Genomic DNA, 16,286 nt, shown 5'->3' on the forward strand with positions numbered 1-16,286 from the left:
CCCAAAACAACCTCAGGATGACATGCCGGTTACCGACCCCATATCGACCGGCTCTTTGTAAGTGTCCAGACGCTTTAACCACCCGGCAAGCCAGCGCTCCCGCTCAACCGGGTTGTCGGCATTTGCGGCACGGCGGGTCAGCACTTGCGCCGCGGCTTTGCGGAATTGCGGAAGCACATTGCTGGCTGCCGTTGCTTCGGGCATGGCCAGTAAAACTTGAAGCAGGCCCCAGCCCTCATCGTTATAGCGCTCGTTAGGGGAAAGCCCCTCACCTTTGAAATTCACATAGTCCATCAAAGCATAAACACCGCCAGGCGTTTGGATCAGCGCCCGAAGTTTGGCTTGCACATCCCCTTGCCGGGCTTGAGGCGCCGCCTCCACCACCTTGACCAGTGACTCTTTGGCACGGCGAAAAATAAACTCCGCCTGAATGCCTTGGCTGCCCGCAAGGAACTCTCTCAGCTCGGCAACTTGCGGCGAGTCAGCAACCTGGAGAAACGTTTCCCGGTCCGGCCAGGGAGCATGAAACGGATCAAGCTCTCGCAGCCATTCAGGAATATTACGCTGGCGCTGTTCCATATATTGGTAAAGAGCAGGAAAGCTCTCGGTAAACCGCCCATTCACACCACTCGGGTACCAGATAAAGTGGCCAATACCCAGCGAGGGGAAAGCCTCCGATTCGTTCCAGTGAACAAGACACTCGTACTTGCCGGCACACTCATTCTGAAAAATCTTCTGCCCTACCCAGTCTAGCTGGGCGGGCTTTAGGGCGAGGGAGATGTCACGGAAAGGCTTCCCGGAAATCAAACCAATGTCTTCCGCCAAAGCATCCGTTACAGCTTCGGTATTTCCGGAACTGTTTTCGGAATTACAACCTGACAACACTAATGTAGCCATCAAGTACAGCAATCCAAGCGCCCTATTCAAATCGTTTCTCCTCACCAAAACATCGGCCATTAGTATGAAGAGATTATTTTTATTATAACAGCGCAAGTACCTTTTGCCTGAGCATGTCCGCCGTAAAATTGATCCGCGCTCAGACCGCATTTTCTGAGCGCCTTTAAAAAAAACCCCGGCATGGGCCGGGGAAAAGTCATCGTCAAATTAATACAAGCTCATCCTTAATCGGAAAACTGGCTTCTCAGCACGTGTTTTTGCAATTTCCCCGTCGATGTCTTCGGCAAGTCGTCCATAAATACAATTTTTCTGGGTACTTTGAAGCCCGCCAGATTTGCCCGACAATAAGTTTCGATGTCCGCTGCTGTAAGGTGATCGTTGCCGGATTTCAACGTTATAAACGCACAGGGGATTTCACCCCAGTGGTTATCGGGTGCTGCAACAACGGCAGCCTCCAGTACCGCAGGATGGTCGTAGAGTGTACTTTCCACCTCGAGGGTCGAAATATTCTCTCCACCCGAAATGATAATGTCTTTGGAGCGGTCCTTTATTTCCACGTAGCCATCGGTGTGCCATACGCCCAAATCTCCAGTATGGAACCAGCCTCCGGCGAAGGATTTGGTAGTTTCCTCCGGGTTATTCAGATACCCCTTCATAACGGAATTGCCCCGCACAAAAAGCTCACCAATCGCTTTACCATTTTGCTCCACTGGCTCGAGGGTCACAGGGTCTGCCACCATCATATCCGCCATGGACAATGACAGTATCCCCTGCCGGGCCATTTTCGCCGCTTTGTCCTTGCCATCCAGGGAATGCCACTCATCCTGGAATTCACAGATCAGGCTGGGGCCATAGGTTTCGGTCAAACCATACAGGTGTACTACTTTCACCCCCATGGATTCCATAGCTGCAATCGTTGCCGCAGGAGGTGCCGCACCACCGGTAGCTGCCGTGACAAGCTGGCTGAACGGCTTTTTATGTTCTTCAGGGGCGTTGATAAGCATATTCAGCACAACCGGTGCAGCGCAGAGATGGGTTACCCCGTGCTCGGCAATGGCATCGTATATTGGCTTCGGTTGCGGAGCACGCAGGCATACATGAGTACCGGCCACAGCGGTTACCGCCCATGGATAGCACCAACCGTTGCAATGAAACATCGGCAGTGTCCAAAGATAAACGGCACCGGACGGCAACCCAAAGCCGATGATATTGCTCAAAGCATTCAAGTGCGCGCCTCGATGGTGATAAACCACACCTTTCGGGTTTCCTGTGGTGCCCGACGTGTAGTTCAGGGCAATTGCCTGCCACTCATCGTCGGGCATATCCCACGCGAACTTATCATCGCCGGTAGCCAGCAAATCTTCATAGGTCATCTTGCCAATCAACTCGCCACCAGCGAAGTTGGGATCATCAACATCAATTACGATCGGTTTGGCATCACATCCGGTAAGTGCATCACGGGACCGATCACTGTATTCCATGTCGGTGAAAAACACCTTTGCACGCCCATGGTTGAGCATGAATGTCATGGTTTTGGAATCAAGTCGGGTGTTCTGGGCGTTCAGAACAGCCCCAATCATTGGCACCGCAAAATGCAACTCCAGCATTTCCGGAATGTTTGGTAGCAGTGCGGCCACTGTGTCCCCTTTCCGGACACCCAACTTACGCAATGCAGATGCCATCTTCAGGCATCGCTGATAGGTTTCCGCCCACGTACGACGGATGCTGCCGTGGATAACCGCGGTACGGGTTGGATGCGCCAGAGCCGTTCTCTGAATAAATGAAATCGGCGTCAGGGGCGTGTAGCTAGCATCTGTTTTATCGAGCCCGAGCTCAAACATGTTTTCCATTGTGTTAAACCTTTAGTTGTTCTTTCAAACAAGCTTTGTCGCGATCAATTAGTTTTTTCGGTTACTGAATCGTCCGCTGTCTCTTCACTGTCTTGGTGATGAGTTGCTACGTAGGCGTCCGCAAACCAGTTCTTCTCGAGGAAGAACCAGAGTACAAGGCCGACTCCCAGCCCCCAGGCCGCACCCTGCACGGCTAGCACCGAACCGACGATAACAGCAATGCCACGCTCAAGGTTGGTCTGGCGATCCAGCATTTCGATAGCCAAATATCCGCATAGATAACCCTGAATCAATAGCGTCAGCGCCATACCGATGTTCAGGCCCGGCTTGAACAAGGTCACTACAGGCACCAGCACAACAGCGATTGTCATACCCCAGTACAGACTGGTCGCACCACCCCAATAACTGTCCATCACCGAACGTGGGTTGTTCATGTAGCGGTTAATCACCAACGCTTGACCACCGGTCCACGCGGGGCCAGACAAGCTGATGAAGGGCGCAAAGATCGCGTGCACAAAGTTGCGAATCCCGACGATGATGCTGTTACGGCGCGGGCTGAATACCAGCTTTTCGTCCTTGCGAACAGCATCGGCATTTTTGAACAGGGAGTCCATTACCAGAATGTCGCCAAAGGCAATAATGTAAGCCGCCAGCGCCAAAGGGATGGCATCAATAAAGTACTGCAGTGGCGGCATACCCAACCCGAAGATGCTGTATTCGCTCAAGATAATGCCCATGGGAATGGTGGTGAACCCCCACTCAATGACCGGCGTATCTACCTCACCGATGATCATGCCCAAGACGTAAGCAAACAGGAAAGGCACAGCAATGCCGTATTGAGCTACAAAGCGGAAAAAACCGTAGCGTGCACGCAAGGGACCGGCGGTTTCCGAGAACAACATGAAGAACCCCAGAACCGCGCCGGTCAGAATGGTAATTGGCATGGTCCAGACCCGACCGTCTGAGCCAAACTCTCCCATAATGGCCGAAATACCCGCACCAATTAAAATCCCGGATTTCAATGACGCAGGCATTTTTCGCACCAGCGCGTCAGCCCCCTTGAACACCCCGAGGCCAAGAAAAACACCTGAGACGGTTAGCTGTAAGGCAATTAACGCCAGTATTCTGGCGTCCCCCTCTGGATAGCTCGATAAAAAGGCTACATACAAGGGAATCCCGGCTGTAATCCAACCGGCAACCGTGGGGTCACCGAAATGCGTGTGTACCAGATAGAGAATGTTGTTGAGGAGGACAAAAGCAACCGCAATTTCAAACGGAATCCCCAGAACAGATGTCATTAATGCAGTAATACTCAGAGGAACGACACACAAGATCGCACCTTGCAGAATATCCGGAATCTCTATTTTGTAATGTACAAAGGGCACACGAAGGTTTAGCGCGCCCAAGGCTGACGGCTGTTCACCGCCAGTTGATCTCTTTTTTAGGGACATTGTTGTTGTTCTCCATCCAACTGAATTTCGAATTGCATAGCGAAGAGATTATCTCCGCCCAAATACTAGTCACTAACACCTTCCCAATCAAGGGTTTTTACTCGAAAAATAAAGCATATATACTTAATATAGGATGCCACTCAACAGCACGAGGACATTTCTTGTCATTGACCAGATGCTACACAGGTGAAAACTGGAGGTTCAGGAGCCCGGAACAGCTTCGCTACGGATTGCGGGCGGTGAAAAGGCACCCATCGGCATAGTCGAAGCATCCCCCTCGAACAATTCAACTTCCACGAGGCATGACAAGGCACTAGGTCCTTGGGCCAGGCGGGATGTTCCTTGATCTCGAGTAAGAACATTTGGGTTACCATGCCGGCAAGATATCGCTGAATCTTCCGGCAGTGGCGGGTCAAACCAGGCTCCTGTACTCAGCTGCAATACTCTTGGGCGCACCTCGTCACTCACGACGGCAGAGCATAAACAGGCGCCCCGTCCGTTAAAGAGGCGAACCAGGCTGCCGTCTACTATATTTCTGGCCTTTGCATCAACCGGGTGAATGACTACAGGCTCTCGGCCATTTATTTTCGACTTGCGACTATAAGAACCGTGATCCAATTGAGAGTGCAGTTTGTTTTTCGGCTGGTTGGATATCAGGTGCAAAGGGTATTCAGGGGATTCCTGCCCTAACCACTCTTTGGGCTCACTCCAAAATGGAAAGCCCGGGCATTCTTCATAACCAAAGCCCGCGACAGTTTCAGAGAATATCTCTATTTTTCCACTTGGCGTTCCAAGTGGATTCGCCTCAGGATTCTCGCGGAAGGCTTTCATTAATACCTGTGGTTCTTTCGGCATCGAGTTTTCGAACCAACCTTTTGCCTTGAATGCCTCAAAGGTTGGCAGTTCAATACCACTGCCACTCGCCTTCTGCCGGGTCTCGTCATAAATAACCTGCAACCATTGCTCTTCATCGCGGCCTTCGGTGAAGGCTTCTCGCGCGCCTAACTCTTCTGCCAGCGCGCTGAATATTTCATAATCCGTCAGGCTTTGACCTACGGGCTCAGCAGCTTTTTGCATGTACACAAGGAAAGGATCCCGACTGGATGAAGCAATGTCATTACGTTCTAAAAAGGTCGCTGCCGGCAACACTATATCTGCGTGTTTAGCCTGAGCATTCCAGCACCATTCATGCACAATAATCGTTTCAGGTTTCTGCCATGCCCTTCTCATGCGCACGAGATTCTGATGGTGATGAAACGGGTTACCACCCGCCCAGTAAACCAACCGAATGTCCGGATAGGTTCCAACCATGCCGTTATACTCAAAGCGCTTACCGGGGTGAAGAAGCAGGTCCGTAATTCTAGCGACAGGAATAAAGCTCTCTATCGGGTTTTTACCTTGGGGAAGAGAGGCACCAGGAATGCCTTGGTAGTTAGCACCGATAGCATTCATGGCGCTATACCCAAAACCAATACCACCGCCAGGTAGCCCCAGCTGACCCAACATGGAAGCAACTGCGATTGCGGCCCAATAAGGCTGCTCACCGTTGTCCTGTCGGGTAAGAGACCAGCTCACAGAGATCATAGTGCGCTGGCGAGCCATATCCCGCGCCAAATCTCGAATGCGGGTAGCTGGGATTCCCGTCTTGGTCGCGGCCCAAGAGCAGTCTTTAACGACACCATCAATCTCGCCCATAAAGTACTGCTGAAAGCGTTCGTAGCCCACGGTATAGGTCAACAAAAACTCAGTATCTGCCAGATTTTCGGTGTGGAGGGTGTGAGCAATACCCAGTAGAAGAGCCACATCACTACCCGGATAAAGAGCGACCCAGTCTGCGTTCATTTCATCGAGAACATCTGAACGCAAGGGACTAACATTAACAACCTTTACCCCGTTAGAAGCCGCATCCAGCATGCACTGCTTCTGCACATGACGACCAACCCCTCCATTCGTCACCTGACCATTTCTGGCCGGTGCCCCACCAAATGCCACGAACAGGTTTGTGTGCTCCTTGATAATGTCCCAACTGGTGGCACCATTGACCATTGAATAGAAGTCTCCAAGCACATGAGGCAAAGTGACTTCAGCCGCTGCATAGCTGTATGTGTTTAGTGAGTACGTGTACCCACCAACAGAGTTGAGAAATCTCTTTAGCTGGCTCTGAGCATGATGAAAACGGCCTGCGCTGGACCAGCCGTAGGACCCACCATAGATGGCTTGATTACCATATCGGTCTCGAACGCGATCTAGCTCGCCCACCACCAGCTTGATTGCTCTAGGCCAGGACACCTCAACAAACTCATCGGCTCCCCGGGCCCCCTCTGCATTTCCCGGCCCGTTTTCCAGCCATCCACGGCGAACCATTGGCTTTTTAATACGCATGGGCCCGTCCAGCACATCGACCATACCCTGTCCGATGGGCGACGGATCTTCATCCCGCTCAAATCCTTCGAGAGCGGTAATACGACCGTCCTCTGCATGAACTCGATAGGTACCCCAATGACTACTGGTAAGCGTCCCTTTTTTCGCGTGCTCAAATGACATGGGTTGAGCCCTCTTCATTTTGTTATTAGGAAAAGACAGCATAGACCACAATCAAGTATTTGTACTCGATTTATGTTAATTTAACTGATGACAAACACTCATACCTGAAGGGTATATACTCAATCACAGCGGAGAGTGGTACGATGTATCTATGCAAAAGCTGGCGTACCATCTAGGAAGGGACGGCCAATTTGACATACTTACTGCCGTGCGCAATGCTCCGGCTCCGTTAGTCCAGACCAAAGGGGGAAGCGAAAATGACAGCTGGCGTGACTAAAGATTGGACTCTGGAACAGTTTCCGCATCGCACCTATGACAAGCTGCGCTATGCGGATACGGATCGACAGGGTCATGTGAACAATGCGGTATTTTCAACGTTTATTGAAACTGGGCGAGTTGAGCTGATCTACGATTCGGAAGCACCACTCACTTCACCTGATACCTCCTTCGTAATCGTCAATTTGAATCTGCAACTACGCGCTGAAATTCGCTGGCCAGGAACCGTCGATATTGGAACGGCCGTCACGCGTGTTGGCAACAGCTCGATACAGCTATATCAGGGCATCTTTCAAGATGGGGTGTGTTGCGCGACCGCTGAAACGGTGATTGTTTGCGTTGACGATAACACCCAAAGACCGACCAGGTTACCGGACACTGCAAGAGAAAACCTCGCTCGGCTTTAACCCGCTGTGCGCTTGGATTTACAAGCTTGTAATACCCTGTACCAGCCCCAGCGCGATGGCTACCTGTACCAGTTCCGCAAACGAATCTACTTTCATCTTTGCGGTCATATTGGCCCGGTGGCCTTCAACTGTTTTCCTGTTAATACCGAGCTCGTCTGCTGCTTCCTGATTAGACAGCCCCTTAACGATCAACTCTAGTACTTGGCGCTCTCTGCGAGTCAAACGCTCATAACAGTCTCGTATACGAGACTGTGAGCGACGATGAACAGACCGGCTCCGATCTCTTTCCAATGCATCATGCACATGATCGATCAGGGTTTGGTCATCAAATGGTTTTTCAATAAATGTGATGGCACCTTGAGTCAGAGCCGTCACCGCCATATCGACATTACCGTGGGCCGAAATCATGATTACCGGAAGCTCAACATTGTATTCCGGCAGCTTTTTCTGAGCGTTAATGCCGCTCAATCCTGGCATTCGCACATCCATCACGATACAACCACTCGCGCCGGTATCGAAAGCCTCAAAGAACGCCATCGCATTCTCGTAGGTTTGAACATTGAGACCTACAGACTCAAGTAACCACTTCAATGAATCTCTCACGTCCGTGTCGTCATCAATAACGAAAACAGTTTGTGCGTCGTTTTTAGAGGTCATGAATTATCAGTCAGTAATATTGAGAGTAAATGAAAAACGTGCGCCGCCCGTAGGGAGGTTTTCTGCCCAAAGCTCGCCACCAAGATTCTCTACCAATGAACGGCTTATGGCCAGCCCCATTCCGAGCCCCGTTTCCTTGGTTGAAAAAAAACGATCAAAAAGACGAGACATATCCACCTCGGAAATACCCCGCCCCTGATCCTCAACTTCTACTCTTAATTGCCCACTTTCATGAGGTGCGACTCTGACTCGCACAATGGCAGCGTCGTCACGACGATCAGCAGAAGCACTCGCCTCTACAGCATTCACGATCAGGTTCAACACTACCTGTTCCAACTGCACCCGATCACCTTTAACGTCTGGCAAATTCAAGTCGGGCTCAAACACTACAGACACGTTGTGCCTTTCAGCCGTACTTTCGCAAAAGTTGATCATTTCGCCAATCAGATCCGGTAAATTGAGGCGAGTAACGACTGGCTCCTGCTTTCTCGTGAAATCCATCATCCGATGGATGATCTCACCTGCTCTCAACGCCGTCCGGATGCTTCGAGTAATCGGCAGTTCTATATCGCTCCACGAGAGAGTGGGCTTGCCCGCAAAACGGCGCTCAATACCCCGGAGATAATTCACCATAGCGGAGAGTGGCTGATTCAACTCATGGGCCAGACTCGATGCCAGTTCGCCCATCGTGACCAGCCGGCTGGCGTGGTCAATTTCGGCCTGATACTGCTTTAGTTGGTCTTCGGCTGCTTTTTTCTCGGTGAGATCGTGAGCGACCAGTGAGAAATACTCAATATCCCCATGCAAGGAGCGGTGAGCCAAGAGCTCAAGCAGGACCGGTATGCGAGATGCATTCAGATTTTGCATCGCCAACTCTCCACGCCAACTCCCTGTTTCCTTTGCTGCTGGAAAGCCTTCATCCATCAAGGTGGCAAGGCCTTTTTCGGTCACAAGCCTCGATAGCGGGAAAGAGCTGTATTCCATGCACTCCATTTCAAGAGCTTTCCGGGCGGCTTCGTTCAGGTGCGAAACGGTAAAATCCAAATTGGCAAATATAACCAGATCTTGAGTGCTCTCCAGCACCCGCGCCAAACGCCGGCTTGCTTTATCTGCCATGATTCGGTGGGTGGCATCCCGAGACACCACAAGGATTTCCCGAATATCATTGGTCTCTGGGTCTCGAATGGTCCGGCTGGTACTTTCCAACCAGATATAGTGTCCATCTTTACAGCGAAAACGATAAGTATGGGTATACAAACCCCGGTCATAACTCACCGTGGGTGCCCGTAACCGGAAGTCTTCTACGTCGTCTGGATGGTAGAGATCGTAAGCCGAGATACCAACAATTTCTTCGACCGTATAACCCAGCAAATGCGTCACCGCCGGAGACGCATAGATAAACAGCCAATCCTCCGGCGTGTGCCGGGAAATCATATCAGTAGACTGTTCAGCCATTTCCGCCAGCAAACGGTTACGCTCAGCGTCGTCGGTCAGTGCGGTAAGCCCCTCTTCCGGGGTGCGATTTTTCATGGGTAACGGTTTTTTCATGGGTAACAGGTTCTCAGAACTCGGGTTGCCTGATCAGACCCTATTCTGACGGTCTCCGGGGCCCTTAGTCACAAGGCGTCAGGACCCCGAGACTTACTAGCGCAAGAACTCTTTGCTGAAGGCCTTGAATTGAGCCGCATCAGAACGTCGCATCCACTCGAACCCGACCATTTCTTTTGTGACAATTCTAGCACCGGCCTGCTCCATACGACGCAGTGCTATTTCGGTGTCGTATGAGTTACGTGCTGAGATAGCATCAGCCACCACAAATACGTCCAACCCCTTCTCCAGCAACCTGATTACTGATTGCATAACACAGGCTTGAGACTCCATTCCGCACAGGACAACTTGCTTTCGATCATGCGCTTGGAATGCTTTTGCGAAACCGGGGTCGTCAATGCAGGAAAAGTAAGTTTTGCCGTATATATTGGCCGGGCCCACCAATTCACGCAAACCCTCCTCCGTAGGACCGAGACCATCCGGGTATTGTTCTGACCCCACCACTGGCACGTCCATAAGTCCTGCCAGGCGCACCAACCAACTGCAGCCACTCACCAGCTTGTCGGCTTCATGCACCCCACCCAATAGTCGGGCCTGAACATCAATAACAGCAACGATGGACTTCTCTTTATCCATTAACATAATACTCTCCAGACTTACGCCGGACGGCGATCAACCATGTTCGTGGCGACACCTTCCGCAACAACCTTGTCACCCACCTTGCAGATGGTTTCCAACTTTACTCGGCGGCGCTCTTCGTTTATCTCGATAACCTTTGCAGACGCGACCACCGTATCGCCAATGTGAACCGGCGCTTTAAATTTAATCTGCTGATCTATATAGATCGCCCCCGGCCCAGGCAGACGCGTGCCCAATACAGCTGAAATCAGTGCGGCACTGAACATGCCATGAACAATCCGCTCTTTAAACGGCGTAGTCTTCGCGTACTCAGCATTAATATGTACCGGGTTGTCGTCACCACTGATGCCTGCGAACAAAACCACATCTGCTTCAGTAATGGTCTTGGCGTAGAACGCCTCCATTCCAACTTCCAGATCTTCAAGATAGTAACCGTGTAATTCTTGCATTGTGCTTCCTCATATTGAACCATTCACTCACTACATTACTGGTTTATATCCACCAAACCAAGTACTTTTACTTGGTTTTTTTAAAGTGCTCTGGTAGCCTTCTTTCATCAATCTAAATAACCCCGCGTTACACCAAGGGAGTCGCAGTCATGCCGAGGCAACCCGTAAGCATTTTTGAAAAGGCCTTCAAGAAGTTGATTTCAAGTGGACTGGATTCCGTAGGCCGTCGTGGTTCAGACATTCTAAGCGTTGCGGAAGACCTCCCGGAAGCTGATATCGAAATCGTCAAAGAGTGGATAGACGACTGCCTCTCTGAGAATGGCGGTCAAGTTGAAGCGCGCAAACGGGCTGCCTTGTTGGGTCGCGCCTATCTCAAGCTGTCTGCGAACGGAAGAACCCGCTTTTTGGGCATGCTCGCGGAGGATTACGGTGTTAACGAAGCTACCGTCGAGAGCGCTATTGATCAATGGCACAACGCCAAGCCCAACGAAAAAACAGAAGCCGCCCAATCCTTGCGCAAGGCGTTGATACCCAGTCGAACGGCACTACTGAAACAGTTCAACGGGGTACCTTCCGGGGTAAAGTTTTTGGTGGATATGCGAGAGGAGCTGCTTCGTTTGCGCAAAGATTATCCTCAGCTGAAACCATTGGAAACGGACCTGCGCGACCTACTCGCCACTTGGTTCGACATAGGTTTGTTGCAGCTGGAAGAGATCAGCTGGAACTCAAGCGGTGCCATGCTCGAAAAGTTGATCGCCTATGAAGCCGTGCACGCTATTAAGAGTTGGAGCGACCTCAAAAACCGACTGGACTTCGACCGCCGCTGCTTCGCCTTTATTCACCCGAATATGCCAGACGAACCACTGATTTTTGTGGAGGTAGCTTTGGTGAATGGCCTTGCCGACAATGTTCAAAGGCTTTTGGACGAGCACGCGCCAACAGAGGACATAGATAAAACCGACACCGCCATTTTCTACTCGATTTCAAACGCCCAACAAGGCTTAGCGGGCATCAGCTTCGGCAATTTCCTGATCAAGCAAGTGGTCAGCAAGCTGCAGGTGGAGTTCCCTCAGCTTAAACAGTTCGCCACCTTATCACCTATTCCGGGTTTCCGCCGCTGGCTGGACAACACGCCAGCCGACCAGCTCATGCAGCTACCTGGGGGGGAACAGTGGGTCAACACGCCGCCGCCGCGTGATCCGGTGCTCGCTAGTCAGGGGGATGCCACTGGCACCCAGCAAGAAGCCATCATGAAACTCGCTGCGACCTATCTAAGCTCGACCAAACCCGGCACATCCCGTGCAAACGATCCTGTAGCTAACTTCCACTTGAGTAATGGTGCGCAGCTCGCCCGCCTCAACTGGATGGCAGACACATCGGATAAAGGCCTAAAGCAATCAGCCGGCTTGATGGTGAACTATTTGTACGAGCTTCCGAAAATCGTGCATCGCAGTAACCAATACACCTCACAGGGAACCATTTCCCTGTCATCCAATATCAAGAAGCTTTTGAAATAAACCACCCTGAAAAGTAAGGAGAACACCATGACTAATCGTATCGCAGTTATTACCGGAGCAGCCGGTGGCCTGGGTACCGCCATGTGTAAGGCACTGGCCGCTCAGGGCCGTAAAGTGGTGGGCACTCACCTACCCGGTGAAGAGTTTACAGCACAAGCAAAAGACTGGCAGGCCAGCCTTCGTGAAGAGGGTGTTGACGTGGCTATCTATCCGCTCGACGTAACCGACTTTGAAGCCTGTAAAGCATTCACAGCCGCTGTAGAGCAGGACCTGGGCCCCATCGACATTCTGGTTAACAACGCCGGTATCACCAACGACGCACCCTTGAAGAGAATGCAGCCAGAGCAGTGGAATCAGGTCATCAATGTAAACCTGACGTCCATGTTCAACATGTGTCAGCAAGTGTTCGAAAACATGTGCGAGCGGGGCTTTGGCCGAATCGTTAATATTTCGTCGCTGAACGGTGAGAAAGGCCAGTTTGGTCAAAGCAACTATGCCGCCACCAAAGCAGGCATTTATGGATTCACTAAGTCCATTGCTCAGGAGGGCGCTCGAAAAGGCGTAACTGCAAACTCGGTTTCCCCTGGCTACATCGACACCCCCATGGTGCGCCAAGTACCTGAAAAAGTTCTGAATAACATTGTTGCAGGCATCCCTGTTGGTCACCTTGGCAAGCCTGAAGACATTGCCAGAGCCGTTGTCTATCTCACAGCGGACGAAGCAAGCTTCGTGACCGGCACTAATATGTCGGTCAACGGCGGCCAGTACATGAGCTAAGGGAGTAAACCATGACAGCGTTCAGAGCACCCACCCGTGAGATGATGTTCACCCTGCAGCACGTAGCCGGGTTTTCAGAAATGGCCAAAGCGTGCAGTTATGAAGACGCATCCGAGGACGTCGTCGCCGCCATTCTTGAAGAAGCCGCTCGCTTTGCAGGCTCCGTCATCGCACCAACCAACGTCATCGGAGACCAAACCGGTGTGCGTCTGGATTCTGACCTCAATGTGGTCACGCCTGCCGGCTTCCGAGACGCATACCAGCAGTATGCGGAAAGTGGCTGGGCCAGCCTGCAGTTTGACCCGGAGTTTGGTGGCCAAGGCCTGCCTTTCTCACTGGCCATTCCTGTTCAGGAAATGTGGCATGCCGCAAACATGGCCTGGGGGCTCTGCCCGCTGTTGTCTCAGGGAGCGGTTGAAGCGCTTTCCGAGAACGGCAGTGATCAGCTTAAACAGCTGTTACTGCCGAAAATGATTTCCGGACAGTGGACCGGAACCATGAATCTTACCGAACCGCAGTCTGGTTCGGACCTATCGGGCATTCGCACTCAAGCCCGTCCGGATGGCGATATCTACCGGATAAAAGGGCAAAAGATTTTCATCACCTGGGGTGAGCACGACATGGCGGAGAACATTGTCCACCTTGTGCTTGCTCGCCTGCCTGATGCCCCTTCAGGGGTGAAAGGCATCTCACTGTTTGCAGTACCCAAATACCTTCCGGATGCGTCCGGAGAGCCCGGCGAAAGAAACGACTGTCAGGCAGTCTCGCTGGAACACAAACTCGGCATCCACGCCAGCCCCACCTGCGTAATGAGTTTTGGCGATAATGAAGGCGCCATCGGCTATTTGGTTGGGGAGGAAAACCGTGGTTTAGCCTGCATGTTCACAATGATGAATAACGCCAGACTCACGGTTGGCTTGCAAGGCGTTTCCATTTCCGAGCGGGCCTACCAACAGGCCCGGGATTATACTCTGGAGCGCGCTCAGGGCACGGCACCGGGCGAACAAGGCGTGTCACCTATCATCAAGCACCCGGACGTACGCCGAATGCTGATGATCATGAAAACTTTGACCGAAGCAGCTCGTGGGCTAGCTTATACCGGCTGCGTGGCCGTTGACTACGCCAACACGGAAAGCCTGCCAGAGGACATCAGGGCTCGCTTCAAGCGCCGGATGGACCTGCTGACACCTTTGGTTAAGGGGTGGTGCACAGAAATCGCTCAGGAAGTTACCTCTCTGGGCATCCAGTGCTACGGCGGCATGGGGTTTATCGAAGAGACTGGCGCTGCACAACACTACCGTGACGCTCGAATTCTGCCGATCTATGAAGGCACCAATGGCATTCAAGCGCTGGACCTGATTGGCCGGAAAACCGTTCGTGATCAGGGTCAAGCAATGACTGAACTGATTGAAGACATGCGCCCATTCACCGGCTCATTCCAACGCGATTGTGTGTTAACCGCTGATCGCCAAGCAAAATTTGATCAGGCAGTCGCCTTTCTTGAGGATGCGACCCGCGTTGTTCTAGAGCGGGGTGATGACGATCAATTCACCGGCGCCATTGCATTCGACTACCTTATGTTGAGCTCCACAGTAACGGCAGGTTGGTTGATGCTCAAAGGAGCCACCGCTGCGGCAAACGATCAGGCTGACCAGAGTATATGTGCAGCCAACAAACTCGCAACAACAAGTTTTTTCATTGACCACATCTTACCGCGTTGCTCAACACATTTGAGCGCGATACGATCTGGCGACGACGCCATAATGGCGCTTCCAGAGATAGAATTTTAATACCAGTCAGAAGGTAATGCCTCATGTACATTAACGGTGAATGGTTGACCGGACGTTCTGAGCTCTCGGTCACCAACCCGGCGACGGGCGAGATCATCGGGCAAGTGCCCAACTGCACAGACCAGGACATTGAGGCCGCCATCGCGGCCGCTGATTGCGCCTTTAAAGAATGGAAGAAAACCACAGCTTACTACCGCTCCCAACTGCTATACCGGGCCTGGGAGCTAATGATTCGGCAGAAGCGTGAGCTGGCCGAATTGATGACCCTTGAACAGGGAAAACCGCTGAAAGCATCACTCAACGAAGTACAGTACGGTGCAGATTTCCTGCTGTGGTTTGCTGAAGAAGCCAAGCGTGTATACGGGCAAAGCATTCCCTCGGCCCGGGAAAACCAGCGTTTTCTTGTCCAGAAATCGCCAGTGGGTGTGGTCGGCGCAATAACGCCTTGGAACTATCCGATTTCCATGATTACACGCAAGCTGGCACCTGCATTAGCAGCCGGCTGCACCGTAATTCTGAAACCCGCTGAAAGCACGCCCTTGTGCGCTAAGGCCATGATCGAGATCTTCGCAGAAGCAGGCTTTCCCGCCGGAGTTGTCAATATGCTCACGGTGCGGGATCCAGCGCGGGTAGGCGATGCTTTTTGTACTGATCCAAGAATCCGCAAACTGACGTTCACAGGCTCCACTCCCGTCGGCAAAAAGCTGAACGCGCTGGCAGCAGCCAACATGAAGCGAGTGTCTATGGAACTTGGCGGACACGCACCCGCCATTGTGTTCCCCGATGCAGATCCGGTGCACGCAGCGAAAGGTCTGTCTCTGGTGAAGTTTCTTAACACCGGCCAGGCCTGCATTAGCCCTAACCGGATATTTGTGCACGAGGATCACCTGAAACCGTTTATTACGGAGCTAACCAGCCGGGCTGGTCGCTTGGTTGCCGGTAATGGTATGTCTGAGGGCGTTGGTATCGGCCCGTTGATCAATGAACAAGCCATTGAGAAGGTCGATTCTCAGGTTCAGGATGCAATTGCTCAAGGCGCAAAATTGGAAACCGGTGGGCAACGTTTAACAGAAAACGGACTTTCAAACGGTTACTTCTATGCACCAACCGTGCTCTCCGGCGTAACGCCTGCTATGAAAATCTACCGGGAAGAAACCTTTGGCCCGGTCGCTCCTGTGATCACCTATCGCTCAGAAGGCGATGTAATTGCCATGGCCAACGACACCGAGTTTGGGCTGGCGGCTTACATATACAGCAACAATATGACGACAGCGATGCGGGCATTTGAAGCTCTGGATTTCGGCATTATTGGCATTAACGACATTAACCCAACCAGTGCAGCAGCTCCATTTGGCGGCATGAAGAATAGCGGGCTTGGTCGGGAAGGTGCTCAGGAAGGTATTGAAGAATATCTGGAAACCAAACTAGGTGGTTTCGCGATCTAGTTAAACGATCCAAACATGTGCCCTTGCGCGCAGGCACGT

General features: G+C 51.9%; 13 protein-coding genes. 5 read left to right on the forward strand and 8 right to left on the reverse strand.

Annotation, left to right across the window (positions count from 1 at the left end):
- Positions 1 to 12 precede the first annotated feature (12 nt).
- From KO508_RS15815 to KO508_RS15830, 4 genes are all read right to left on the reverse strand, one after another.
- Positions 13 to 927 (reverse strand): hypothetical protein, encoded by a 915-nt coding sequence (locus tag KO508_RS15815; RefSeq protein ID WP_252738159.1) that lies wholly within the window; start codon positions 925 to 927, stop codon positions 13 to 15.
- A gap of 194 nt (positions 928 to 1,121) precedes the next feature.
- Positions 1,122 to 2,747 carry an AMP-binding protein gene (locus KO508_RS15820; protein ID WP_216009254.1) on the reverse strand — a complete coding sequence of 542 codons (1,626 nt, stop codon included), beginning with the start codon at positions 2,745 to 2,747 and terminating at the stop codon, positions 1,122 to 1,124.
- A 44-nt stretch (positions 2,748 to 2,791) separates the two neighbouring features.
- Entirely contained in the window at positions 2,792 to 4,198 is a 1,407-nt protein-coding gene (locus KO508_RS15825) for a hypothetical protein (protein ID WP_216009255.1), read from the reverse strand.
- Positions 4,199 to 4,399: 201 nt separating this feature from the next.
- Entirely contained in the window at positions 4,400 to 6,742 is a 2,343-nt protein-coding gene (locus KO508_RS15830; protein WP_216009256.1) for a molybdopterin-dependent oxidoreductase, read from the reverse strand.
- A 257-nt stretch (positions 6,743 to 6,999) separates the two neighbouring features.
- On the opposite strand from KO508_RS15830, the gene KO508_RS15835 reads away from it, so the two are divergent.
- Positions 7,000 to 7,425: an acyl-CoA thioesterase gene (locus KO508_RS15835; RefSeq protein WP_216009257.1), complete on the forward strand. Its 426-nt coding sequence runs from the start codon at positions 7,000 to 7,002 to the stop codon at positions 7,423 to 7,425.
- A gap of 18 nt (positions 7,426 to 7,443) precedes the next feature.
- On the opposite strand, the gene KO508_RS15840 is transcribed toward KO508_RS15835, so the two are convergent.
- From KO508_RS15840 to KO508_RS15855, 4 genes are all read right to left on the reverse strand, one after another.
- Complete coding sequence (locus KO508_RS15840; protein ID WP_216009258.1) at positions 7,444 to 8,082, reverse strand: response regulator transcription factor; 639 nt, start codon at positions 8,080 to 8,082, stop codon at positions 7,444 to 7,446.
- Between the two features lie 6 nt (positions 8,083 to 8,088).
- Positions 8,089 to 9,630, reverse strand: a complete 1,542-nt coding sequence (locus KO508_RS15845) for a PAS domain-containing sensor histidine kinase (protein ID WP_216009259.1) — start codon at positions 9,628 to 9,630, stop codon at positions 8,089 to 8,091.
- A 96-nt stretch (positions 9,631 to 9,726) separates the two neighbouring features.
- Positions 9,727 to 10,272 (reverse strand): isochorismatase family protein, encoded by a 546-nt coding sequence (locus tag KO508_RS15850; RefSeq protein ID WP_216009260.1) that lies wholly within the window; start codon positions 10,270 to 10,272, stop codon positions 9,727 to 9,729.
- Positions 10,273 to 10,286: 14 nt separating this feature from the next.
- Complete coding sequence (locus KO508_RS15855) at positions 10,287 to 10,718, reverse strand: MaoC family dehydratase (RefSeq protein ID WP_216009261.1); 432 nt, start codon at positions 10,716 to 10,718, stop codon at positions 10,287 to 10,289.
- Positions 10,719 to 10,867: 149 nt separating this feature from the next.
- Between KO508_RS15855 and KO508_RS15860 the strand changes: the two genes are divergently transcribed.
- The 4 genes from KO508_RS15860 to KO508_RS15875 are packed head-to-tail and all read left to right on the forward strand — an operon-like array spanning position 10,868 to position 16,247.
- Positions 10,868 to 12,235, forward strand: coding sequence for a malonyl-CoA decarboxylase (locus tag KO508_RS15860; protein WP_216009262.1), 1,368 nt, complete (start codon positions 10,868 to 10,870; stop codon positions 12,233 to 12,235).
- 27 nt (positions 12,236 to 12,262) lie between these two features.
- Positions 12,263 to 13,012 carry an acetoacetyl-CoA reductase gene (gene phbB / locus KO508_RS15865; protein WP_216009263.1) on the forward strand — a complete coding sequence of 250 codons (750 nt, stop codon included), beginning with the start codon at positions 12,263 to 12,265 and terminating at the stop codon, positions 13,010 to 13,012.
- Between the two features lie 11 nt (positions 13,013 to 13,023).
- The gene (locus KO508_RS15870) at positions 13,024 to 14,802 is read left to right on the forward strand and encodes an acyl-CoA dehydrogenase (RefSeq protein WP_216009264.1); all 1,779 of its coding nucleotides are present in this window, start codon (positions 13,024 to 13,026) and stop codon (positions 14,800 to 14,802) included.
- Positions 14,803 to 14,825: 23 nt separating this feature from the next.
- On the forward strand, positions 14,826 to 16,247 hold the full coding sequence (locus tag KO508_RS15875; RefSeq protein WP_216009265.1) for an NAD-dependent succinate-semialdehyde dehydrogenase: 1,422 nt from the start codon (positions 14,826 to 14,828) through the stop codon (positions 16,245 to 16,247).
- Positions 16,248 to 16,286 lie beyond the last annotated feature (39 nt).

Origin of the sequence: Marinobacter salexigens (assembly GCF_018860765.1) — a bacterium.
In the GTDB taxonomy this organism is placed as follows: Bacteria; Pseudomonadota; Gammaproteobacteria; order Pseudomonadales; family Oleiphilaceae; genus Marinobacter; species Marinobacter salexigens_A.